A 21,752-nucleotide genomic window follows, 5' to 3' on the forward strand; every position below is an offset into this window, starting at 1 on the left:
TTATTCTACAAAGCCAACGTAGTTCCCCAATTTTTTTGAAGGAAACGGAAGCCAAGGCTTCCCTCAAAAAGGAATCCAAGCAAGCTGCCGTGACGAGCTAAACGGCTGAAAAGATTGATAAAAAGAGGATTTTATTAAATAATGATAATGAATTATCAGTATTAAGGAAAGGTTGGCATTGACATATATTTAGGCTTTCCTAAATTAGGTAAGGCTAATTTTATGCCTTTTATTATTTTTTTTATCTGCTTTACTTTCTCTATGCTGGATAAGCTTACTGCTCAAAATCCGGCGGCATCCTCCTCTTCCTCCGCAGTCAACGAACCGATTATGTTACCCACGGTCGAAGTGACTGAAGAGGCCCTACCGGGCCCAGCCTCCTCTTCTACGACCGCCTATGGACCTGAGCTCAGTGTCTTAGAAACCCCCAGGCAGATCACCCAGATATCCCGGCAAGCCCTAGATACCCTTTCTCCGGGTAACCTCATGGGATATGACGACCTTGCTCCCTTGGTGCCTTCCATGACAACCATGGCTCCGGCCGGAGATTATTCCGTGGAGCCTTTTATTCGGGGCTTGCCCGCAACGACTTTCCGCAACGGTATGCTTGTCGGGCTAGAAAGTTATGGGACCAGTGGGGTGTTACCCAATTTTTATGCCTATGAAAATATCGATATCGTCCAGGGCCCTGTGCCCGCCGTTTTTGGAGCGAGAGAAATGGCTGCCGGCTATGCCAACCAGATTACCAAGCAGCCCTACTTCGATCGATTCCGGGGTGCAGCCCAATATTCGGTAGGGATGTACGACCAAAACCGGTGGAACGTCGATATAGGTGGGCCCTTTGCGGGAGGCAAAGCGGCTTACCGCTTTGATTATGCCGGGCAATATTCGGGGAGCTACTACGAGGGTGCTTACATGCATAGCCAGGCTTTTTATTTGGCTTTATCGGCCAGGCCTACAGAAAACTACTCTATCGATTCGAATTTTGAATTCGATACCCTAGGCTTTAACCTTCCTTTGGGGATTAATCGGCCCGATCAGGCCTTGATCGATTCCGGTCTCTACCAGAGTGGAAACATGATCGGTTGGCTTGGACCCAACGGGCAATTCCATCCGGGGATCGGTACATCCGTTCCCGGGGAGGGATACATCATCCAGTGGGGACCGCAGGTCCCGATAAGTTTGCGTAGCAACCTGGCCAACTTGGCTGGTTCTGGAAACCGGTCTACCTACGGGGTGGCACAGCTCATCCAGACTTTGAAGCTTTCCGATGAGCTCCAGCTCGTGAATAACTCCATGTATGAATATGTCACCCTTCTTCAAAATCCTTTAGCCAATTCCAATTGGACCTACACACCCGGGGATTGGCTGGTCGAAAACCGGCTCGAAGCCATTGCCAAAACGAACACGGAACTGGGCAAGATCTCCCTCAGCCATGCTCTCGATGGCGGGCTTTTTTTCATGTTCGGGAGTAATACCGATTACACGGAGACAAGCCGGATCGCCGATAACTTTTGGAACATGACCAAGCCCCTTTCCCGGGCCGATCTATTGCCTCCCTTGACCCTGGCCGAGGCTTTGCGTGCCCAAAACATTTATCTTACCGATATCCCGGTTCCGGGCATCCCTTATATCACCTACAATACCAATAACTTCGCAACGGCAAAAGACCAGTTTTTTCAAATTTCCCCTTTTGTTCAGGATTACGTTCAACTGGGGAAGCACTGGAGCCTGCTTTTTGGAGCTCGGCTGCAGTGGTACATGATTGGGGCTACTGATCCTCCCGGCACCCCTCCGGCCTTGATGTTGCAAAGCTACTACTCTGTGCTTGAACCCCAAGTCAATGCGAGCTTAAGCTACAAGCCTTACCCCTGGATGAATGCCTACTTTACTTATGCCAACGCCCAAACGGCCGCTATGGACGTCCTGGGCGGGTTTTGCCCGGAATTTACAAGCCGCTACTACCATCTGACAAACATCGAGTATGAGGCCGGGGTCAAATGGAACCTCATCCATGACAAGCTCTTTGTGACCACCGAGGGATTTTTCTACTCTACCTTTTTCCCCGTTACAGTTCTTCCCGGTGGATTTACCCCGATTACTCCTGCCGATGTGATAGGGGCCGAAATAGCCGCCACCTATCAACCGAACCGAGATTGGTCTTTTAATTGTGGGTTTGATTACTTAACGGGAGAGGAGTTTTGGACCCAGTCGAGTGCGCAAACCGGCCCCACGGTCATCCAAAACTATTCGGCTGCGGTGGCAGCAGCTTATAATCTTCCCGTGGATCCCTACATTACCCTACCCACGGGGATTTATCCCTTCATCGGTTTTCCCCACGAACACGGCACGGCAATGATCAGTTATCATTCTGATAGGGGTTTTGGGATCAATTTTTGGCTCTGGATCCAAAGCGGCATGTTCCTTTCCTATGATTATGCGACTCGGATTCCCGTAGATTACACTCTCAACACAAGCCTTTTTTATGGAACAAACCGGTGGAAAATCCAAGTTCAACTTTACAACATTACCGATAATCATTATTGGTTCCCGACGGGGACGGGTTTCCAGGGAGATAGGGTCTACAATTACGATAAGGTATTGATTGGACTCCCTTTTTGGGTCATGGGAACCTTTAGCGTGTTTTTTTAATTTGTTAAGAATTTTCTAAGAGTGGACAACCGCCTGTATCATTCAGCATGAAAAGAGGAGAAGAACGGGTAGTAACAATAGAAAAAATCGTCTATGGGGGAGAAGGAATCGGAAAATTAGAAGAAGGGCTAGTCATTTTTGTTCCCTTTGCAGCTCCTGGAGATAAATTGCGGGTAGTGACCCGAGAAATTAAAAAAAGCTATGCTAGAGGTACGATAAAGCAGATCATTGAGAAGGGAAAAGGAAGGGTTGATCCACCTTGTCCTTATTATGGTAAGTGTGGAGGCTGCCTCTACCAGCACCTTGATTATAATACAGAACTTTCGATTAAGCAGCAGCAGCTACTAGAAATATTCTTTGGCTTCATCAAAGATGAACCTTCTTTGATCGAACCGATCGTTGCTTCGCCCTCCCCCTACGGTTACCGCAATCGCATCAGTCTTCATGCTTACAGAGGGGTGGTGGGATTTTACGAAAGGGGATCGAACCGGATTGTCCCGCTGGAGTCCTGTCTTATTGCTTCGGAAGAGATCAATAGGCTATTGGCGGAGAAAATCACCCAAGTCCAAGATCGGTGTTCTGAAAGGATAAGACATTTTTCCTTGCGGGAACCGACGATTCCGGGTTCTGGTTTTTACCAGGTCAATCGGTTTCTTTTAGAAAAACTCAAGGAGACGGTTAAAAAACTCATCAGTTCTAATATCTCCTTTATTATTGAAGGGTATTGTGGAGCAGGGTTTTTTACAGTCCCCTTGAGCCAAAGCGTAGAACGGCTGTATGCCATTGAAGCCAATCCTCAAAGCTTAGCGGAAGCAAAAAAACTGGGACTTCGCAATGTTGTATTTATTGAAGGAAAGGTAGAGGAGAAGATAGCCGATTGTTTTTCCCAAGTTGAAAAATCCAAGGCCGCCTATCTTTTTGATCCTCCGGAAGAGGGGCTGGCTCAAGAACTGCTCCTTTGGTTAATCGATCATCCTCTGCCGCAACTGGTGTATGTTTCTTGTAATCCTTTGACCTTAAAAAGAGATATCTTGAGGCTTGAAGAAAGCTACGTGCTTAAAAAAATAATTCCCCTAGATCTTTTCCCAAGAACACCCCAGATAGAATCCGTTGCCGTTTTGATGGCCAAATAAATTCCTTTCTAACAAAAAAGGCCTTCTTCCCTATTCTAATTCGAGAAGGGAGATTTATTTTATTTTCTTAACGATGTAACGAAGGAAGAGTCCGAAAATAGCAAGACTGAGGAGGAGTCCGCTTAAAAAACCCACTTTTTGATGCCAACAGAGATGTCCATGAGAAAATAAAGAAAAAATGAAGACCCCGGCTAAGGGTAAAAAGAAAAGAAGGAAGGGAAAAATTAAAAACAAAAAGATTAAGACCCCATGGATTTTTTTTTCCTTGGAAGGGATAGTGATCGGTTTCCCCAAGCCTAGATCAATAATGAGTGGAGAATCTTTTTCTACCGTAGGTAGAATTTCTTCTTCATCTTCTCTTTCAAGGAAGTCGAAGTCCTTAAGATTTGTTCCTTCTGAATTTTTTTGAGCCGCTTCAAATTCGGCAATTTTATCTTTGGGATAGAAATCTTTTATCCGATTTTTCATAAACAGTTATATCAATATATAACGTATAGGATGAAGGAAAAGGGCTTCATTCCCATTACCCTGATGGATGTTGGCCTTCATTTAAGATTCCTCTTTTTCCCTGGACAAGTTGCTCTTGGATAGAAGCATAAATTTCAAAGGCGGTGCGGTCGAAAAGGCAAAAGATGACCTTTTGGGGAATCAAGTGGGATTCAAGAAATTCTAGAACGATTTTCCATGCGATCCTTGCCGCTTTTGCAATGGGAAACCCGTAAGCTCCCGTGCTGATTGCCGGAAAAGCCACGGAATGAGCTCCAAGTTCATGGGCACGGAGTAGGGCCTGGTGGTAGCAGGAAGCAAGAAGTTCTTCTTCCTTTGCTTGGCCTCCTTGCCAAACGGGACCTACGGCATGAATGATCCATTTGGCCTGGAGGTTAAACCCGGGGGTAACTTTAGCCTGGCCCGTAGGGCAACCCTTTAACTGGGCACAAGCTTCAGCCAGTTTTGGCCCTGCTGCTCTATGGATGGCTCCATCGACACCCCCACCTTTAACAAGCCGCGTATTTGCTGCGTTGACAACCGCATCCACTTTGAGCTTTGTGATATCACCTTGAACCAGCTCGATCCGTTTGATCACATCCTCTATCCCCATGTACAAAACTAATAGGTTTTTAGCCCGGTGTTCAAAAAAATTATTTTTTATTCCAAGTATTTTTTAGGAACAAGCAGCTTTCTAGGAATTGCTTGGAAGATATTGGAGGATAAAGAGTATGCTTCCCTTGAAAGAAAAGCTACTTGCCCTGTCCAGAAGAGCATCCGGAATAGCAAGAAGCCCTTTGCCGTGTAATTTTGGCCGAGGCACTTTTGGAATTAACTTCGGCTGTCAGCTCCCCTGGTTAGCTACTGGGAAGAATGGAGGGGGTTACAGTAGCTTAAGCAACCGGGCTTTTTTCCCATGGCAGCCTGTTGTTCATTTCCCGGGAGTATCGGTGAATCCCAAAGGAGATCTGTTTTCCAGGGAAAAGGCTAGGGAACGACACGAAAAAATTTTTACTTGGGAATATGGCCTTAAAGTAATCGGGTGGTTTGTAGGGAAAGGAAAAAAAAGAGAAAGACCGATGAGCGCGCGCTGCCAAGGCCAAAACGACGTGACGCCCTGGAGAATGCGATTGCCTCGGCTGCAATCGAAAGGCTAGGAATCGACCAGCTAAGTAGGGAAAAGCTTGAATGTGCCGATCGATCCCTTTCCGGGGTTCCCGGAGAGAGAGAAAAAAAAGAACTGCGCCATGGATCCACCCCTTCTGTTACGGAATTCCGCCGGGGTTAAGTCACAACAAGCCTTGGACCGAATAGAGAGCCTATGCTTCCTTGGGAGAGCTTGCGAGCTTTTCCAGTTAGCAATTGTAAAAAATTCGACATGAACCATCTCCTGGCAATCCACCAATTTCTTTTTGGCGGCGTATACCCCTGGGCTGGAGAGCTGTGCAAGCTTACCATAACCCAAGGCGACCCCTTTTTTGCCGGTGAAGCGGCTGTGAGAGGGCGGCTGCCGTTCTCTTCAGCAGGCTAGCCGAAGAAAGAAGCTTGGCTGGCCTTGGCAAAGTCGACTTTTGCAAGCGGGCAAGCCAGCACCTTGGAGAGATTAATGTCCTTCATCCCTCTTGAGAAAAAATGGACGAACCCAGAGAGAGCCTTCCTAGAACAGCTTGTCCGCAATAGGGGCTACGGTATCCATTGGAAAGGGCTCACAGCTTTTTAAATGAAAGAAGCCCCGGTAGCCGCATGCGAAGGGGGCTCAAGACCGCTTTCTTTAATTACCCACCAGCGCCTCTCTTGCGTTGAAATTCCCTAGGATTTATAAAGGAGCCGTGAGGGAGCTATTGTTAAAAGGGCTGGGCGGGGTCCAAAGACCAGATTGAGATACCGGGCCGAAATTGGCGGTTCTGCCTCTGCGTGCCGGTGCATGCGAACATCAGTTGGTTACACCGCTATTGCATCTTGGATTCTGCATGGACTCGATGTATGATTCTAATAGCCCACCGACTTTGAACCTCCCGGCAGCTATTCTTTAGCCTCTGCTCAAGCCTTTGTAGCCGGCCTGGCGATAGAGAGCCTGTAAGCTTTCTTTTAGCTGCGTACCGGGCTCTGTTTTGGCATGGGCTTGATGGCCGTGATCGTTGCCGATACCACGTAATCTTCAGCCTTCAGTTCCGAAGCCCAGTGCTGGATGAACTGCCGGCTTTCAGGCTTGATTTTTACATCTATCTTTTCAAAACCCGCAGCGGCTAGCCCCTCCTCGATCTCAGGGACGGTTAATGCCCCGGCAATACAACAGCCAAGAAGTTCTGGATCCTGTTTCATCGCCTCGGGAAGCGGACCGGTGGCAACCACGTCAGAAATCGCCAGCCGTCCCCCTGGCTTAAGGACTCGGAAGGCTTCGGAAAAAACCTTCTGTTTTTCGGCTGAAAGATTAATGACGCAGTTAGAGATAATGACATCGATTGTAGCGTCGCCCACCGGAAGGTGCTCGATCTTTCCAAGACGGAATTCGACGTTGGTGTAATGGCCTAGGAGAGCGTTTGCTTGTGCCCTGGCTACCATCTCCGGAGTCATGTCAACGCCAATTACCTTGCCGCTTTCACCGACTTGGCGGGCAGCTAAAAAGCAGTCAAAGCCGCCGCCACTACCCAGGTCGAGGACGGTTTCTCCTTCCTTGAGGGAGGCGCTGCTTAGGGGATTCCCGCACCCTAGCCCCATTTCGGCCCCTTCGGGAACAGATTGCAGCTCTTCATGGGAATACCCCAACTCTTCAGCTTTTGTGGACGCAACCGCCGGTTTCCCGCAACATCCCCCTGTGGTCTTTGCCACTTGCGCGTAGAACTGGCGAACGAAATCTTGAGTTGCCTCAGATGTTTTCATATTTCTAGTATGGCAGAAATATAATCCAATGTCAATTGATTGGATATTTTCAAGAGAGTTCAAGAACTTCTATTTCTTTAAGAAGATGGAATTGAAAGAGTCGGTAGGTTAGCTCGGCATGTCAATCGTGAGCTTAAGCGGTCCGGCGAATCATTCTCCAAGGGGGTGTTCCATAAAAAAGGGAACAATCCGCGGGCCTTTTGGTAGAATCCCATCCGTTTAAGCAGGATTGAGCCGACACTGAAGAACTAAGGCTCATTCTTGGGCACAAATTCGAGAAAGTATTGGTAGGGTAAAAAACCATGCTTTTTAAGCAATTTGTAACCGGCGAGTTTGAATTCGGCTATTGCAGTTTCTTCTGAAAGCCGATGCTTTCGAGGTGGTCCATAAGGGGCATGAGGATAAAAATCGATCAAGACAATCTTTCCTCCTTTTTTGAGAGACGAGGAAAGTTTCTTCAAATAGGCTATCCTGTTGTCTATGTGGTGATAAACTTCACAGAGAAAGATGATGTTGACCGATTGGCTTTCCAAACTGGGATTGCCAGGTTGCACCTGCTTGACGACAACATTTTTAAGTTTCTTCTCTTTGACTTCTTTTTTTAGGTACTTGATCATGGCGGGTTCCGAATCTAATGCGTATACCGTCCCCTTTTCTCCTACCTCTTTAGAAAATCGCCTCGTGAAATAGCCCGTTCCCGCACCCAAGTCGGCAATGCTGTAGCCGGGTTTAATGTCAAGGGCTTCAACAACACGATCCGGCTTTTGCCACTTATCTCTTTGTCGAGATTCAAATATCTGGGCATAATGTTCTACATCATGAAAACTGTGATGGTAGCCTTCCTTGGCTTTTTGCTGAATGCTCTCCTTGTCCATTTCTTGACCCAAGGCGAGGGATAAGCCCAAGCAGGGGATGAGGAAAAGAACCCAAAAGAAAAATTTTATCGGATAAACACTCGGTATCATTCCTTTGTTTTAAACTATTTCCTATTGTCCTGACAACCTTTATTTAATTTAGAGTGGAAGCTGCAGGCGTTTTTCAAGGGTATCTTTGGCCGTCAAAGTTCAAGCTTGGAGTCTTGCCGATGGCCGATCTTTGATCTGTATATTGACAAGCAAGTTGACTCGGCCATTTTCTAACCGGTAATGATCGTGGATTCATTTTTAATATTTGAAGATAGAAAATTGGAGCCGATAGTATGGGGAGGGAGGATATCCTTTGGTTATCCTATAACCCATTTCTCCATCCCTGGCACTTCATCGCTTTGCTTTTTTTACTTAAAAGATCGAGGTCCCATTACGACCCGCTTTTCTCATGGCCGGTTTGTAAACCTTCTTCTGTTATCGTTGGGTCCTTTCTAGGGCAATAAAGAAAAAAGCCGGTTGCGATCGTTCTCTTTACAGGAGAACCCTTGGGACTGCGGCGGACAAAAAATTTATGAGGAAGGGAGTTAAAAATATTTCCATATAACTAGAAATAATGAATAATAGAGGAAAACCTTGAGGAGCCGATCCTTTCTTATCCATGAAACCGATTTGCGATTTTAGGAAATCCCATGTTCTTGGGTTAAGAAATTCTTTTTTGATCCTCGTTCTTTTTCTTGGATTTTGGAATTTTTTTGTTCATGCCCAAGCTGGAATCAAGGATCTAAGCGAGATCGAGGCCAGCAAGGATCTTGTTTTAAAAGAAGAAAATCTCAAACAAGATTGGACAAAAGATCTCTTTCTAGGGGTGTTTTCAGGGGGATTCTGGCCATCGGTTTCAAGGACATCTTCTACCACCTTTTATCCTTCAGGCAGGGAGGTCCATTCTCAAGGGTACAGCCAATCCCATTCCGGTTATTTTGGAGGACTTTATGTCGGTTATGATTTAAAGGAAGCAGCCCTGGCTCTATGTGCCGATAAAAAATGGAAAATGATTCCCTTTGTGGCTTGCATCTTTAACTATGGTCAGATCAGCAGTTCAGGTTTTTCTTATGATGGGCTCTCTCCTTATCCCTCTTTTTCCAATGCCAGCAGTCAGTCCTTTATCCCTGAAATAGCAGCAGGGGTTAACTTTTCCAACACGACGCGATTTGTCCCTTTTGTGGGTATAACCTTGGGTGCGGCTTTAAATTGGCTTACCGATCCGGCTGTGATCAGTCCACAGGGTGAATCCCTTTTAGCACCCAATCAGACCGCTTTTGCCTTGGCATGGACATCGAAGTTAATTGCGGGAATGGCCTTTAGGCTTGCCCCGCATTGGGATCTTCTCATTGCCTATACGACGAGGTTTATTTCCCCACAGGATTTTAACCTGAAGGGAGAAACGCCCGGGGGAGTGTCTTCAGTTGTTGCCCATTTGGGATGGTACCAGGATTTTGAAGGTTGGGGAGCTATTCAATATAACTTTTGGCCCTAAGAGAAAAAGGAGCATGACTGGTTTTAAAAGGGGGATGAATAAGCCTTTTTTACTCCTTGCTCCATCCCCGGCTCTTCTCAAGGTTGCCGACTGCCTACTATGGCAGGGCTTCGAACCCTGTCGTGAACAGCCCGCTGTCAGTGACTTGGCTGCGTCGGGTGGAATAGGTTGCAGATCGCTTGTGGTTTAAGGCATGGGTTTGCACATTAAATCGCTTAATTCGAAAGAGATGTAAAAGCCTTATCTATATTATTAGCCTATATCCCTATTTTTATCCTTATTAAGAAAAATCACCTAATAGGAAGGAACTAGGACTAAGAAAAAAAGACGAATCACCCATGTCGATCGTATCCTTTTTGTTGATCTTAGGATGACAACCGCTTGGAACCGAGCTCGCTTCCCTTTAAGAAATTCCGTCAAAATCTTAAGTTCCCTTTCTTTTTCAGCCACTCTTCAAGAAGGAAAAAGGTTTTCAATGCAAAGGACAAAGCAACCGGCTCTCTTTCCTGGGATCTACCCAGCCATTCATTAGCTTCTTCTTTGAGAAAATCTAAAGCAAGAAAAGAAAGCCCGCTTTCTCTATTTCCAAAAACCTTAACAAGGTAAACTTAGCCAAGTCACCAACCAATATGGGACTACCTCCTAGTCGTCATCGATTTTCTTTTCTTAAAACCAAACAAATAAAGGAAGTGCTCCTCTTATAAGTTCGCTAAAGGTTGGCTTCTCCAAGACTGCAAGAAGCTAGTCCAATTCCTGAAAAAGAATGGATGGTAGCCATTGCAGCAATCCTACGATCTTTTTGGCTTGTACAGAAACCACCGTGGTGCCGTTGATCGTGTAAAGCATCTGATCTCCGCCAGAATGTCTGGCTTGGCCACCCAGTCGCCCGATCCTGTCAAGAACCTTGCTTGGCTGCTGTTTTTACTGTATTGCTTTACGTGCGGAGGGAAGAAAGTGAAACCCATGCGGCTGGCTCGGCCTTGCAACGATTTATTTTTTTCAAGGAAAAAAGAGAAGTATTGGAGTCAAAATTGTGTTTATTTGGTTTGCTCGTTTGCGCAAACCCTATGACCGATTCTTCTTCTGCCAATCAACAACATTATTTACTGCTGCCCGCACGACCCCCCAACAGATTGTGCAAGTGTCCTTATCTGGCTGCATCTCCATCTCACGTTGTTTTTTGGGGTGAACAATGTTTCTGTACTCGCGCAATATGCGACTAAAGTCATTTACATGCTTCCGAATCCACCCGCGTTTGTGGGCCACGTTGATCAAATCATTTAAGGTCCAATCGCAAAAATCTTTAGGTTGTCCTTTCCTGTCCTTGGGGGAAGCACTTGAGCGATTGGCTTCCTCTGGATTGGCTTCAGCCACCGCAAGCAAAACGCCTTCAAGCAGGCTTCCCATCATCACCAATGCGGCCACGTAAGCACCAGAATCCACGCATTTTCTAACTTCTATCCATCGTTCGTGCAAAATATCCCTAAGCAGTTGATCATTCGTCAAAGGCGTAAAATCTGGAGGATCTAAAAATCCAAGCGGATTTTCTGGATCCTTAATCAGTCCTGGTTCTCTATCGATCAACTGAGGCTTGATACCGTCAAGTTTTATTTCGTAGCCTTCGACAATGAGCATTTTGTTCAGCTTGGTTACGACTTCTTCAACTTTCTTGGGATCGCCCCCATACCCACGCGGATCAGCAAGGCTCAGAATTGTATTCTCGATGTTTCCCGGGAATTGGGATGCTGTTAGCAACGTTTGGCATATCCACTCCTGTAGGGCATCTCTATCAGCATTAGAGTGGCGTTTAATTGTCATTACCCATAGAGGACCAGGATCCTCGATGCTACATATAATACCAGCCAGAGAATGTAAGGTACCTATATCCCACTTCTTCATTTTCTTGCTGTCTTGGACCTCCTTAGTCCTCTCCATTAATGTCAACTTTAATCTTATCCCCTCAGCTCTTTACGTCCAATGTTTTCAGCAAATCTTAAGATAAAGTTGCTGGAAAAAATAATCGACGAAATAACTGTTGTGTCTATCGTTGGCGTCTGCCCGGAGGCGGGACGAAAACATTGGACAAAATGATTAAGCTTGCGTGGATTCCGCTTTCAAGCGTTAATCCTCGTCGACGAAACTTTGTGGAACTGGTTTTATGAAGCATGATGAAAAAAATAAAGACAGTAGTCGACTGAAGACTAACATGTCTTAGTGGGAAGGCTTTTTGAGCTGGCAGTTGGGATAGGACATTAGGTGTTATGGGTAGATGCTGAAATCTGTGTGATTGGTGCTGGACTCTGCCATGAATGCCTTGGGCTATTCCAGCAGGTCATCGCTGGCGACCATCAACTAGCTTGACTAGGATTAGGCTCTTGCCGCTTCTTGAGTCTATCCAGAAGCCCATGCGGTTGAAGAGGAGGCGACAGAGGATACGAGCCTTTGGTAGCCTCACATGTGCTTGGCAGGCGATAAGCGAGCCAGGTCTTGGCCCTGTTAGGCAGGGGGTAGGTCGTCGAAGGTGATGTCGTAGAGCATCTCCTTTAGGATAGGGGTTGCTGTCAGTCTGAAAGCCTGAGGCCTGCTTCGACCAGTTTTTCTCGCACAAAAGCCCGGACCCGCTCGGCAAGTTCAACAGCCCCTTGTGTTTCCTCCTGATCGGGTGCATAGGGCTCCTCGCCGTAACGAAGGGCAGTCGCACAACGGGTGAGTTCCCGTACTCCCCATTCCTTTAGCTCGTAAAACGAAGGGAAAATTTGTGCACAAAGGTTGACGAGAGAAAGAATGTTATGAGTTCGAGGATGCTCTCGACCGTGAAAGATGAGAAAGGCCTTCAGGTATTTTTCGACGCACTGCTGCATGTGAAAGCACGTGACCCAGTAAATGGGATGGTTAGATCGCATTAGGATCTTGCCAGCCTCCAGGTCGTCTTCTGCCCTCCGGATCCATGCCCGAACTGTCTCTTCGTTCACAGCTCAATCCCTTCCTTGAGCACGTAATAGGTGAGGCTGCCGGTGTCCCCGGCTCGCTGGATAGCGGTCTCCTCGGACTGGACGAACACGTCGGCCCAGATCTGCTCTTCGGCCAAACGATCGCAGATGCGGTCGGCAATCTCCCACCGGGTCTTCCGTGGGGCAGCAGGAGCGATGATGATGTAGAAGTCCCAATCGCTGTCAGGCCGGCATTCCCCGCGGGCGCGGCTGCCGAAGAGTAGCGCGCGGCGGACTTGGAATCCCGCTCGCTCCACTTCCTCTCGGATGATCTGCCTAGCCTTGCCTAAGATAATTTCTATTGGCTCACTATCCGTTGGATGGGACATCGATCTGGTCCTCCTGTACCTGTTCCTATCGCGAGGGCTTATGCCGAATTACATTCCTGACCGTCATGTTTATCCGAATTCCCAATAGGGATTCCGGCTCCTCGTGATGGTCTGCACCTCCCGGCCGATGGCTTGCTCCAGCCTCTACTTTGGCTTCGCAAATTCCTCCACGCGCCCAGATATATTGCGGTCCCCGTTGAGGAAAGCGGCCGCTCATCTCATGCGCGGACACGGGCGTCGTCTTTCAAAAAGCCTTTAGTATTTATTTTATAGCAAAAATTGGAATCAGTATAAACGGAAATATGGAAATAAAGATATGTGCAAAAAGACATATCTGTCGCTTTCTCGATAAAAGCGGAAAAAAGAAAAATAAAAGTGCTAGCAGAAAGGAGACCTACTATAGGTAGCAGTTAAGACGGTACGAGGCGTTAGGAACCATTTATTAAGCTTTCTTTTGTAAAACGACTTTTTTCTGATAAGGTGAGTTTACGGGCTAGGCCCAAACTACAACAATTATCGTTTCTCTATGAATCTTTTTTCCATCTTTTTAGATCACGTATTCCACTGGGTATTATTTCTTCGAAAATACACAAGGTAAGGTAAAGAAATGACAAGCTGCAGTAAAAAACCCAAAAAAGAGGAATTAAAATGCATTTACTGAGGTGGGCCGTATGAAACTAGAGATCATGCGGTGCCGAAGGGTATTTTCCCTGCTCCGGCACCGGAAAACCTGATCACCGTGCCTTCGTGTAAATCTTGTAACAATGGTTATTCACGGGACGAAGAGGAGTTTCTGATTGACCTGGTCCTTTCGGCAACGGCTCTTGATAAGAACAACGAAGCCAATAAGGTCTTGGGTAAGGTTGTGCGCGAGCTTCGAGGAGAGAGAAAAGGAGTGATCCGTTCAGGAAGAAGGAAAAAATCGTTCCGAGTGGTTCAGTCTGCTCGTTTGGTTGATGTGTTCACTCCTAGCGACGTCTTCCTTGGACAGGTAGTTGCCTTCCCGGCTAACGGAGACGCTTTCTATCGGGTTATAGATAAAATTGTTAGAGGCCTTTACTACCACCACTTCGGGAAGGCGTTGAGCAGGGACGCGCTTGTTTGGCAGCAACCGGTCGACAGGTCATCTCCGGATTGGAGGGAGGAATTCATTAAAATGGTGGCGCCGTTCAAGTGGAAAAAATTCATGATAGGAAACGGAAAGACATTTCAATACTTGCTTGCAACGGGCCAAACTGACGGTTTCGACGAAACTTACTGGATACTTGTGTTTTATGAAGGTAACGGCCATCTCTCGCTTTACTTGTGCGGCACGAGGGAAACCGGGATGGGGAATGCCGACGACATCCCCTCATAAATTGGTTAAAATAATTGAAGATCATTAGAGATTTCCTCAGCAGGAATGAATACGCTAAAACGTAATTGTACTGATCCGGTTCTGTGAAGAAATAATAAAACGAAAAGTATAATTTGAGAACAATACAACTGAGTAAATACTCCAATCTGTAAGAGCACATGAACGTCAAGTCGAAGTTCCGGCCGTCTATCCGGAAAATCTCTTGTAATGCAGGTTTTTTCTGGTAGGATGGATCTGTGGATTGGGTTCAGACTGTAACAATTATCGTCTCTCTGGGAGGCTTTGTTTTCTACCTATTTAGAAACCAGGAGAAAAGGATAGAGGATCTCAGGTCGGACATGAATGTGCGTTTCGCTGAGCAGGGGAAAAGGATCGAGCTTGTGGAAAAGATCCTAGCCAAGGCGGTCCGGATCGATCCGCAGACTCTAGACTGATTTTTTTACTCCTAGTAAACCGGATCAGAATCAGCGGCTCAGTGAAGAATTCCGGCCCATCTTTAACTGTCGGCCTGCTCTCTGTCTTAACCGGCATTGGCCGGCAGCCGGAAGTAGCCGAACTTCCCGGCCCCAAGAAAAAGAACAAATTAACCAACGGATTGCAGCACACAACTGCTCGCTTACTTATACAACCTTGTATCCTTATAACCTCATATTCTTATAACTACACCTCCTTACATATACTTTAAGCTTTATATCATTATAACTATAGATCCTTACAATCGCATGTCCTTATAGCCTTATAGACTTGCATCATCAAAACCGCATAATCTTACATCCGGACATAAGTCCAGGTCCATTCGACAGTGAAGCCCAAAAAACCCTAGAGAAGAACACCGGCAGAGCACCCGCGGCCTAGCCAAGCAGGGCAAAAGGATAGTCGACTTTAATGGCGGATTTAAACTCGATGCTGCCTACTTGAGAGCGGATGTAATTCGACAACTGCCGGGCTGAGGACTGATGTGCACTTGCGGTTTGCCGATCGCGACAAGAGAATCGACAAGGCAAGAGAATTCCTATGCGAGCTATTGTTCAGCACGAAAAAGCGGGATTCGGCGTTGCTAAAGAGATATTAAGTCGTACCAACCGGATTTTTCATTAGGGAACAACTCACCGCAAACTCTAGGCAGTCCCCTTTGCCTTTTTCTTTACAAAGAAAATTTCTTGGCCGATGTTAAGTTAAAAATTCCTTTTTGCTCATGAAATCAAAAATATTAGCGATATTCCTCTTCTTGCTCGTTGGGGGGGTCCCGTTGGGATCCCAAGCTAAGCCTTTAGGAGGGAAAGCCCATTGTAATTGTGGGAAGAAATGTGCCCATGCGCAAAACTGTTTTGGCTTTAAAGCTCGGTGCGATCATGGCCAAAGGAAATAACCCTTCGGTATGGATCAAAGAGCAGGGATAAAGAAGACCGCAAAAAAAACTGGAACGCTAAATCGGCTGATAGCTCTTCTCAGGAAATAAAACCGCAAAAGGTTTCAGAATCTCCAAGGCTTTATCCCTCTCTGTTTGGGCTAAGTGGCATTGGCCGTTTGTACAGATATAAATTAAGGGTAGCCCCTCGTAGTGCCGGGTAAGAGTCGTGTAGAAATCGGGAGATTTTAACAAGGAAGGGAGTTTTTCCTGGGGGTCCAAGACGACTAACAACCGGTTAGGGATGAGCAACTTGGATAAGCTGTGGAATAGCCGTTTTGTCTCTTCATTTTTTTTCTCGCCGACAAGGATAATTTCAACAAGGGGCGCTCTATATTCGCAGTATACCCCAAGTAAATAGGGCAGTGCGGTAGGAAATCTTTCTAAAATGGGCCATGCATAGCTAAAGAGCTCTTCTAGCCTTTTCCGCCATTTTTCTTCGCCTGTAAGGGTATAGAGTTTTAAAAGAGAATGAGCGGCCAAGGAAAGGGTGGCCGGTTCGGCTCCATCATATTCTTCTCGAGTCTGGATAGATTTTGCAGAGATTTCCACCGCTTCCACCATGTAGTTGTGCCTATAGGGATCCACGAACTTTTCTTCAAGCAGTTCTTGGAAGAGCTTTGCCAAGGAAAGCCATTTTTCGTCCTGATCGGCTTCAAAGAGATGAAGCATGCTTAGGGCAAGGGAAGCATAGTCAGAAGAAAATCCGGGCGTTCCCCTGCCGTTGCGATAAATGCGGTAAAGGGTTTTACTGCTTGGATCCCAGAGGTTCTCTAAAAGAAATGTTGCCGTTTTTTTGGCCTCGTTTATCAGCCGGCCATCTCCAATGACCATGTATGCCTTTGCAAGGGCTGAAAGGGTATAACCGTTCCAAGCGCAGATGATCTTATCATCCAAAAAAGGCTTCGAACGCTTAAGTCGTTCTTTTTTCAGGCCTTCTTTTGCCTTCAACACGATCTCCCTGGCCTCTTCAAGGGATATGCCCAGTTCATGGGCGAGGTCGGAAAGGGGTTTTTCCATAAGGAGGATGTTTTTTTTAGCCAGGGCTTCTTCAGATATAAGTCCACCCGGAAGGTTACCCTGTTCGGTTGCGCCAAAGAAATGGGCAAGGATCTTGCTTCTGTCTTTCCCTACAATCGGCTCAAGGGTTTGTTGGAGCTCCTGGAAAGTCCACAAGTAGTAAGCTCCTTCTTCTTCTTGTCCAGAGGCATTCAGGCTGTCGGCATCTTCAGCCGAATAGAAGCCTCCTGAAGGGTGGTGAAGATGGCTCAGGAGGTATTCAACAAGAGACTCAAAAGTATCTTTAAAAAGGGGATCATCAGTTGCTTGATAGGCATCAAGATAGGAAAGACCCAGGGTAGCCTGGTCATAAAGCATTTTTTCAAAATGGGGCAGTCGCCATTTTTCGTCTACGGAATACCTGTGGAAACCCCCTTCCAGCTGGTCATGAATGCCCCCACCGCTCATTTTTTGCAGACTATACAAGGCCATTTGGAGGCTTTTTTTCTTGTAATCCTCTGAAAAATCAGCCAATGAGCCGGCTCTAAACAGGAAATAAAATAGGCTAGGACGAGGAAATTTAGGAGAAGGACTGAATCCTCCATGAGTCCTATCAAAGCTTCCCCAAAGCTGTTCTACAGCTTTTCTTGAAGCGATCGCCAGATTGGGAGGACTTTTCGGTTCGAAAGAACTCTGAATTACCTCCCTCATTTTATGAAAAATTTCTTGGCCTTGCTGTTCAAGAAGGGATCGATTGTATTGCCACAGCTCGGCTATCTTTTTGAGAATATCAACAAATCCGGGCTTACCCCATTTGCTCTCCAAGGGAAAATAGGTTCCTCCAAAAAAAGGTTCAAGATTGGGGGTAAGCCAAACGTTCATAGGCCATCCTCCCTGCCCGGTAAAGGCTTGGACAAATTCCATGTAAAACTGATCGATGTCCGGTCTTTCTTCTCTATCTACTTTTATCGGGATAAAAAAGGAATTGAGCAGTTGGGCCACAATAGGATTTTCAAAGGATTCTTTAGCCATGACATGGCACCAGTGGCAGGTTGAATAGCCTACGGAAAGAAAAATGGGCCTGTCTAAATGCTTTGCTTTAAGCAGGCTTTCTTCGGTCCAGGGATGCCAATCCACTGGATTGTCGGCGTGTTGGAGCAAGTAAGGACTTTTTTCTTTGCAGAGAGCATTCATTAAGGAATTGGTGGTAGCGAAAGAATGCTTTTTATAAAAAAAACCGTTCTTTCTTTTTTATTATCTTCGGATAATTCTATTGAATGTCAAATGGCTATGCTCTTCTTTTCCCCAAGAGCCATAATGGGGATAAAAAGCCTGGCAAGGAAGAAAAAGACGGTCCCCAGTTGGGGAAGAGGGGTTTTTGTATTGGCTTTTTCTCTTTTTTTATTCCTCCCCATTATTCCTTGGGCCCATGGTGGAGAAGAAAAAACCCTGAATATCGCCCTTACGGAAAGCCAAGCGGAAGAGATCGGAAAGAAAATCTGGGATAATGAATCGGCTGGAAAAATTTCTGGACTGATCAGTTGGAATGAGGGAGAAGATTTTATTTCTTTAGGCATTTGTCATTTTATCTGGTATCCTATGGGAAAAAGGGGTCCCTTTGAAGAGAGTTTCCCCAAGTACCTTGAATTTGCTGTAGAAAATGGAGCTAGGCTTCCCCGGTGGCTTAATCTGCATTCCAGTTGTCCCTGGTCCAGCCGTAAGGCTTTTTATGCGGCCAGGGGAGGCAGACAGGAGGAGGAGTTAAAACTTTTTTTATTGGATACCATTCCTCTGCAGGTGAAGTTTGCTATTCAGAAGCTTAAAGAAGCCCTCCCTAAAATGTTGGCGATATGCTCTAAGAATGAAAAAGAAAAAGTGAAAAGCAATTTTATTCAGCTTACCCGTTCGCCTCAAGGATTATATGCCTTGATCGATTATGTCAATTTTAAAGGCGACGGCACCTGGCCCACGGAGAGGTACCAGGGGCAAGGATGGGGGCTTTTACAAGTTCTTGAAGAAATGGAAGGAAATGATCCTCTAGATGCCTTTTGCGAAGCGGCTAAAAAGGTGCTGAGAAGGAGAGTAAGAAATGCTCCCCCTTCTCGCCATGAAGAAAGATGGCTTGCAGGATGGCTTAACCGCGTAGAAACCTATCGCCAATGAATTGGTCATTCCTGACACGATGTTATGAGGATAAAATCGAGGACCAGGTCCCCCTGGATGATCGTTAATGGCCTAAAGGGAAAGTTCATTTTCCTTCTTCTTTTTTTTTGTTCTTCTTGCCTTTCTCTTAGGGGATGGAATTTAGAAAAGAAGGTTGAGCAGGGGGCTTCTCTACTCTTAGAGATGAAAAACAGGTATAAAGATACTGTTCCTGAACCCCTCTTCGAGGAAGCTAAGGGAGTAGGTTATCTGAGTATTCTTGAGGCCGGCTTGTTTATGAAAAAAAGAAGGGGCAATGGATGGATAGCTATTCGACTGCCTGAGGGACGCTGGTCTGGCCCCCTTGCTGTGAATGTTTCCGGATGGGATTTGGGATTAGAGGTGGGGATCAAAGCTGTTGATCTTTTGTTGCTTTTCAACGCTCAAGAAACGATCGATCTGCTTGTTAAAGGCAAAAGATGTAATATTGGAGTTGGGCAGAGTGCGCAGCCGGGGTTGGTTGAACTAACCGAAGATCAAGTTTCCTCTCCGACAGCCTCCGTCTACGTTTATCTCATTTCCAAGAATAAAATAAAAGGAATAAAAATAGGCAATTTCGATCTTATCGCTGATCCTGCGACCAATTGGCAGTATTACAAGAATAAATATATACCCTATCAAATCCTTTCAGGAAGGGTTCCTGTCCCGGAAAGTGCCCAGAGATTGATCCAGGCGTTGGCAGAACCCTTTCGCAGCCTCCCTGTAAAACCCGCAGAAAAAGTCGTTGCTTCTCCAGAACCCTTTCATTAGCTCTTTTCCATGGGCTCCTTAAGCCCATTTTCTCGTTGCAAGGGAAAGGTTAATTCCATTGTGGTTCCTTTCTCCGGCTCGCTTATCGCTCGGATTTGTCCTCCGTGGAGTTCAACAATCTGCTTGGTTATGGACAGACCTAGTCCGGTCCCTTTTTGTTCGCTGCTCCGGGATTTGTCTCCACGATAAAACCGGTCAAAGATGAAGGGAAGATCCTTGGAAGGAATTCCAAAACCGTTGTCGATGATTTTTAACACGAAGTTTTGATCGATTTTTTGGGCTTCAATCACCAGTTTTCTAGGCGGAATGGAAAATTTTAGGGCATTGTCGACTAAATTATAAACGGCTTGTTGAAACCAAAAGGGATCGATTTCAACGGTTGGAAGATCGGGCTCGATCAAGAGGTTGACCGTGCATTCCTTTTGCTTGAAAAGAGGGTGGAGATCCTGGATGGTTTCTTCGAGGAATTCAGCGATGGAGACAGGGGTGGTTTCAATGGTTAATTTGCGGGATTCGAGCTTGGCAAGAAGAAGAAGGTCTTCAATTAGAGAAGAAAGCCTTTGGCAGTGTTTCTTTAAAATTTCATAGATTCTTTTTACTTCGCTTTTAGAAAGCCTGGGGTTATCAGTCAAGGTTTCAACGTAACCCTTAAAAATAGCCAGGGGGGTTCGTAATTCGTGGCTGACATTGATTACAAATTCTTTTCTTGCTTCTTCAAACATCTTTATTTCGGTGATGTCGCGAAAAACTAGAACCATAATATCACTGGGCAGATCCTGGGATTTGGTGATTACGGGGACGGCATCGACAACAAAATATCCAGATAGCTTTCCCTTTGTTTCTGTCCCCAGGATTTCCTGGGACAAAGGTTCTTGGGCTTTAAAAGCTTCTTCGATCATTTTTTCCACTTCGGGAAGCTGGATGAGTTCAACCAATTTTTTCCCCTGCGGATTTCCACTTAGTCCTAAAATCCTCGTAAAGGATTCATTGGCTATTTTGATAAGATGGCTGCGGTCGATGATCGCGATCCCTTCAGCCATGGATTTCAGGATGGTGTTTAGATTGATTTCTTCTTCTTTGGAAGCATGGATGAGTCGTTGAAGCTCTGTGGATATAGCCTCGAGATTCCTTGATATGGCGGAAAGCAGTGGATCTCCGGTAAGGAGAAAAGAAGGAGGAATTCGTTTATTTTTTATCGCATCAGTGATCTTTTCGATTTTGTGTAACCTGGATAACCAAAATTTTTGCTTGTGAAAAAAAAGAGCAAGAAAACCGACACACAAGAAAATGACTAGACCGGTCAAAAGCCAAAGCATAGCTTGGGTGGAATGGGGTAAAAATCCAAGATTAGTCTCCCTGTCATAAGAGCCTTAGTTCGTTTTTTTAAACCTGTATCCAATACCTCTGACGGTCCTCAAGTATTGGGAAGCCCTGCCCAGTTTATCCCGGAGTCTCCGGATATGGGTATCGATCGTTCGCGTATCGACTGTTTTATCGTATCCCCAGACTTCCTTTAAAAGCTGTTCACGACTCTGAACGGCCCCTTCTCTTTCAACAAGGGTAGACAAGAGTCGAAATTCGATAGGGGTCAATTCGATCTTCTTTTTCTTAAAATAGGCGACTTTATCGATCGGATCGAGCCTGATGCCGTCCTCTTGCTGGATCTGCTCGGCTAAGGGGTTATCTTCCAATCTCCTGCGCAGTATCGACTGTATCCTCAGGATCAACTCTCTGGGACTAAAAGGCTTGGCGATGTAGTCATCGGCACCCAATTCAAGGCCTAAAATACGGTCCGAGGGGTCGGACTTCGCGGTCAAAATGACAATAGGAATGGATAAGGTATCCGGATCCTTCTTCAAGTATTTGCAAACGTCGAGTCCCGAAAATTCAGGTATCATCAGGTCAAGGACGATCAGATCGGGAAGTTCTTTTCTGGCGATACGCAACGCCTCCATCCCTTCTTTTGCTCCGATGGTCTCAAAGCCTTGGGAGTTGAGGTGTAAGCAGATTAAAGACAAAACATCTTCTTCATCTTCGACCACGAGTATTTTTTTCTTTCTTTTATCTATACCCTTATCGGTAGTCATGGATACACAACACCGCTCGATGATGAAAAAAGAGCTTAAAGAATTATTCTCTACTAACATTAGAATAGAATGAAGAGAA

Annotated in this window: 21 protein-coding genes; 10 read left to right on the forward strand and 11 right to left on the reverse strand. The window is 46.0% G+C overall.

Going from position 1 to position 21,752, the window contains the following annotated elements; genetic code table 11:
- Positions 1 to 261: 261 nt before the first annotated feature.
- Positions 262 to 2,652 (forward strand): TonB-dependent receptor, encoded by a 2,391-nt coding sequence (locus MINF_RS00600; protein WP_238523502.1) that lies wholly within the window; start codon positions 262 to 264, stop codon positions 2,650 to 2,652.
- Between the two features lie 47 nt (positions 2,653 to 2,699).
- Entirely contained in the window at positions 2,700 to 3,785 is a 1,086-nt protein-coding gene (locus MINF_RS00605; protein ID WP_012462475.1) for a class I SAM-dependent RNA methyltransferase, read from the forward strand.
- 54 nt (positions 3,786 to 3,839) lie between these two features.
- Here MINF_RS00605 and MINF_RS00610 read toward each other — a convergent pair whose 3' ends face one another.
- Both MINF_RS00610 and MINF_RS00615 read right to left on the reverse strand, forming a co-directional pair.
- Positions 3,840 to 4,253: a hypothetical protein gene (locus MINF_RS00610; protein WP_012462476.1), complete on the reverse strand. Its 414-nt coding sequence runs from the start codon at positions 4,251 to 4,253 to the stop codon at positions 3,840 to 3,842.
- 55 nt (positions 4,254 to 4,308) lie between these two features.
- Positions 4,309 to 4,884 (reverse strand): O-acetyl-ADP-ribose deacetylase, encoded by a 576-nt coding sequence (locus MINF_RS00615; RefSeq protein ID WP_048809992.1) that lies wholly within the window; start codon positions 4,882 to 4,884, stop codon positions 4,309 to 4,311.
- Between the two features lie 429 nt (positions 4,885 to 5,313).
- Between MINF_RS00615 and MINF_RS00620 the strand changes: the two genes are divergently transcribed.
- Positions 5,314 to 5,559: a hypothetical protein gene (locus MINF_RS00620; protein ID WP_012462479.1), complete on the forward strand. Its 246-nt coding sequence runs from the start codon at positions 5,314 to 5,316 to the stop codon at positions 5,557 to 5,559.
- A 90-nt stretch (positions 5,560 to 5,649) separates the two neighbouring features.
- A complete protein-coding gene (locus MINF_RS11275; RefSeq protein ID WP_187146949.1) occupies positions 5,650 to 5,802 on the forward strand; it encodes a hypothetical protein in 153 nt (50 codons plus the stop codon).
- A 557-nt stretch (positions 5,803 to 6,359) separates the two neighbouring features.
- On the opposite strand, the gene MINF_RS00625 is transcribed toward MINF_RS11275, so the two are convergent.
- Together MINF_RS00625 and MINF_RS00630 are read right to left on the reverse strand one after the other, a co-directional pair.
- On the reverse strand, positions 6,360 to 7,151 hold the full coding sequence (locus MINF_RS00625; RefSeq protein ID WP_048809993.1) for an arsenite methyltransferase: 792 nt from the start codon (positions 7,149 to 7,151) through the stop codon (positions 6,360 to 6,362).
- A gap of 248 nt (positions 7,152 to 7,399) precedes the next feature.
- Positions 7,400 to 8,116, reverse strand: a complete 717-nt coding sequence (locus MINF_RS00630; RefSeq protein WP_012462484.1) for a class I SAM-dependent methyltransferase — start codon at positions 8,114 to 8,116, stop codon at positions 7,400 to 7,402.
- Between the two features lie 559 nt (positions 8,117 to 8,675).
- On the opposite strand from MINF_RS00630, the gene MINF_RS00640 reads away from it, so the two are divergent.
- A complete protein-coding gene (locus MINF_RS00640) occupies positions 8,676 to 9,551 on the forward strand; it encodes a hypothetical protein (protein WP_012462486.1) in 876 nt (291 codons plus the stop codon).
- A 13-nt stretch (positions 9,552 to 9,564) separates the two neighbouring features.
- Positions 9,565 to 9,741: a hypothetical protein gene (locus MINF_RS11280; protein WP_187146950.1), complete on the forward strand. Its 177-nt coding sequence runs from the start codon at positions 9,565 to 9,567 to the stop codon at positions 9,739 to 9,741.
- 875 nt (positions 9,742 to 10,616) lie between these two features.
- Here the strand turns inward: MINF_RS11280 and MINF_RS00655 are convergent.
- The 4 genes from MINF_RS00655 to MINF_RS11075 all read right to left on the reverse strand — a co-directional run bounded on the left by MINF_RS00655 (position 10,617) and on the right by MINF_RS11075 (position 13,102).
- A complete protein-coding gene (locus MINF_RS00655; protein ID WP_148205069.1) occupies positions 10,617 to 11,450 on the reverse strand; it encodes a hypothetical protein in 834 nt (277 codons plus the stop codon).
- Between the two features lie 662 nt (positions 11,451 to 12,112).
- Positions 12,113 to 12,523, reverse strand: a complete 411-nt coding sequence (locus tag MINF_RS00660; protein ID WP_012462490.1) for a HEPN domain-containing protein — start codon at positions 12,521 to 12,523, stop codon at positions 12,113 to 12,115.
- Entirely contained in the window at positions 12,520 to 12,870 is a 351-nt protein-coding gene (locus MINF_RS00665) for a nucleotidyltransferase family protein (RefSeq protein ID WP_012462491.1), read from the reverse strand. The genes MINF_RS00660 and MINF_RS00665 overlap by 4 nt, the downstream gene beginning before the upstream one ends.
- A gap of 25 nt (positions 12,871 to 12,895) precedes the next feature.
- Positions 12,896 to 13,102 (reverse strand): hypothetical protein, encoded by a 207-nt coding sequence (locus tag MINF_RS11075; RefSeq protein WP_148205070.1) that lies wholly within the window; start codon positions 13,100 to 13,102, stop codon positions 12,896 to 12,898.
- A 459-nt stretch (positions 13,103 to 13,561) separates the two neighbouring features.
- On the opposite strand from MINF_RS11075, the gene MINF_RS00670 reads away from it, so the two are divergent.
- Together MINF_RS00670 and MINF_RS00675 are read left to right on the forward strand one after the other, a co-directional pair.
- Positions 13,562 to 14,227, forward strand: coding sequence for a hypothetical protein (locus MINF_RS00670; protein ID WP_012462492.1), 666 nt, complete (start codon positions 13,562 to 13,564; stop codon positions 14,225 to 14,227).
- 236 nt (positions 14,228 to 14,463) lie between these two features.
- Complete coding sequence (locus MINF_RS00675; protein ID WP_012462493.1) at positions 14,464 to 14,661, forward strand: hypothetical protein; 198 nt, start codon at positions 14,464 to 14,466, stop codon at positions 14,659 to 14,661.
- A gap of 992 nt (positions 14,662 to 15,653) precedes the next feature.
- On the opposite strand, the gene MINF_RS00680 is transcribed toward MINF_RS00675, so the two are convergent.
- Complete coding sequence (locus tag MINF_RS00680) at positions 15,654 to 17,828, reverse strand: thioredoxin domain-containing protein (RefSeq protein WP_012462494.1); 2,175 nt, start codon at positions 17,826 to 17,828, stop codon at positions 15,654 to 15,656.
- A gap of 90 nt (positions 17,829 to 17,918) precedes the next feature.
- Here MINF_RS00680 and MINF_RS00685 point away from each other — a divergent pair, with 90 nt between their 5' ends.
- Both MINF_RS00685 and MINF_RS00690 read left to right on the forward strand, forming a co-directional pair.
- Positions 17,919 to 18,797 (forward strand): hypothetical protein, encoded by an 879-nt coding sequence (locus MINF_RS00685; RefSeq protein WP_238523504.1) that lies wholly within the window; start codon positions 17,919 to 17,921, stop codon positions 18,795 to 18,797.
- 24 nt (positions 18,798 to 18,821) lie between these two features.
- A complete protein-coding gene (locus MINF_RS00690) occupies positions 18,822 to 19,586 on the forward strand; it encodes a lipid-binding SYLF domain-containing protein (protein WP_012462496.1) in 765 nt (254 codons plus the stop codon).
- Here MINF_RS00690 and MINF_RS00695 read toward each other — a convergent pair.
- Complete coding sequence (locus tag MINF_RS00695; RefSeq protein WP_012462497.1) at positions 19,583 to 20,902, reverse strand: sensor histidine kinase; 1,320 nt, start codon at positions 20,900 to 20,902, stop codon at positions 19,583 to 19,585. The genes MINF_RS00690 and MINF_RS00695 overlap by 4 nt on opposite strands.
- A 54-nt stretch (positions 20,903 to 20,956) precedes the next feature.
- Positions 20,957 to 21,673 carry a winged helix-turn-helix domain-containing protein gene (locus tag MINF_RS00700; protein WP_048810407.1) on the reverse strand — a complete coding sequence of 239 codons (717 nt, stop codon included), beginning with the start codon at positions 21,671 to 21,673 and terminating at the stop codon, positions 20,957 to 20,959.
- Between the last annotated feature and the right edge of the window lie 79 nt (positions 21,674 to 21,752).

This window comes from Methylacidiphilum infernorum V4, from assembly GCF_000019665.1.
Classification (GTDB): domain Bacteria; phylum Verrucomicrobiota; class Verrucomicrobiia; order Methylacidiphilales; family Methylacidiphilaceae; genus Methylacidiphilum; species Methylacidiphilum infernorum.

Coding starts and splice junctions, on each gene's coding strand:
- MINF_RS00665 (WP_012462491.1), bottom strand. CDS start 12,870: ATGTCCCATCCAACGGATAGTGAGCCAATAGAAATTATCTTAGGCAAG.
- MINF_RS00600 (WP_238523502.1), top strand. CDS start 262: ATGCTGGATAAGCTTACTGCTCAAAATCCGGCGGCATCCTCCTCTTCC.
- MINF_RS00680 (WP_012462494.1), bottom strand. CDS start 17,828: ATGAATGCTCTCTGCAAAGAAAAAAGTCCTTACTTGCTCCAACACGCC.
- MINF_RS11280 (WP_187146950.1), top strand. CDS start 9,565: ATGACTGGTTTTAAAAGGGGGATGAATAAGCCTTTTTTACTCCTTGCT.
- MINF_RS00610 (WP_012462476.1), bottom strand. CDS start 4,253: ATGAAAAATCGGATAAAAGATTTCTATCCCAAAGATAAAATTGCCGAA.
- MINF_RS00690 (WP_012462496.1), top strand. CDS start 18,822: ATGAGGATAAAATCGAGGACCAGGTCCCCCTGGATGATCGTTAATGGC.
- MINF_RS00640 (WP_012462486.1), top strand. CDS start 8,676: ATGAAACCGATTTGCGATTTTAGGAAATCCCATGTTCTTGGGTTAAGA.
- MINF_RS00700 (WP_048810407.1), bottom strand. CDS start 21,673: ATGACTACCGATAAGGGTATAGATAAAAGAAAGAAAAAAATACTCGTG.
- MINF_RS00625 (WP_048809993.1), bottom strand. CDS start 7,151: ATGAAAACATCTGAGGCAACTCAAGATTTCGTTCGCCAGTTCTACGCG.
- MINF_RS00695 (WP_012462497.1), bottom strand. CDS start 20,902: ATGCTTTGGCTTTTGACCGGTCTAGTCATTTTCTTGTGTGTCGGTTTT.
- MINF_RS00630 (WP_012462484.1), bottom strand. CDS start 8,116: ATGATACCGAGTGTTTATCCGATAAAATTTTTCTTTTGGGTTCTTTTC.
- MINF_RS00605 (WP_012462475.1), top strand. CDS start 2,700: ATGAAAAGAGGAGAAGAACGGGTAGTAACAATAGAAAAAATCGTCTAT.
- MINF_RS00615 (WP_048809992.1), bottom strand. CDS start 4,884: ATGGGGATAGAGGATGTGATCAAACGGATCGAGCTGGTTCAAGGTGAT.
- MINF_RS11275 (WP_187146949.1), top strand. CDS start 5,650: ATGAACCATCTCCTGGCAATCCACCAATTTCTTTTTGGCGGCGTATAC.
- MINF_RS00685 (WP_238523504.1), top strand. CDS start 17,919: ATGGCTATGCTCTTCTTTTCCCCAAGAGCCATAATGGGGATAAAAAGC.
- MINF_RS00655 (WP_148205069.1), bottom strand. CDS start 11,450: ATGAAGAAGTGGGATATAGGTACCTTACATTCTCTGGCTGGTATTATA.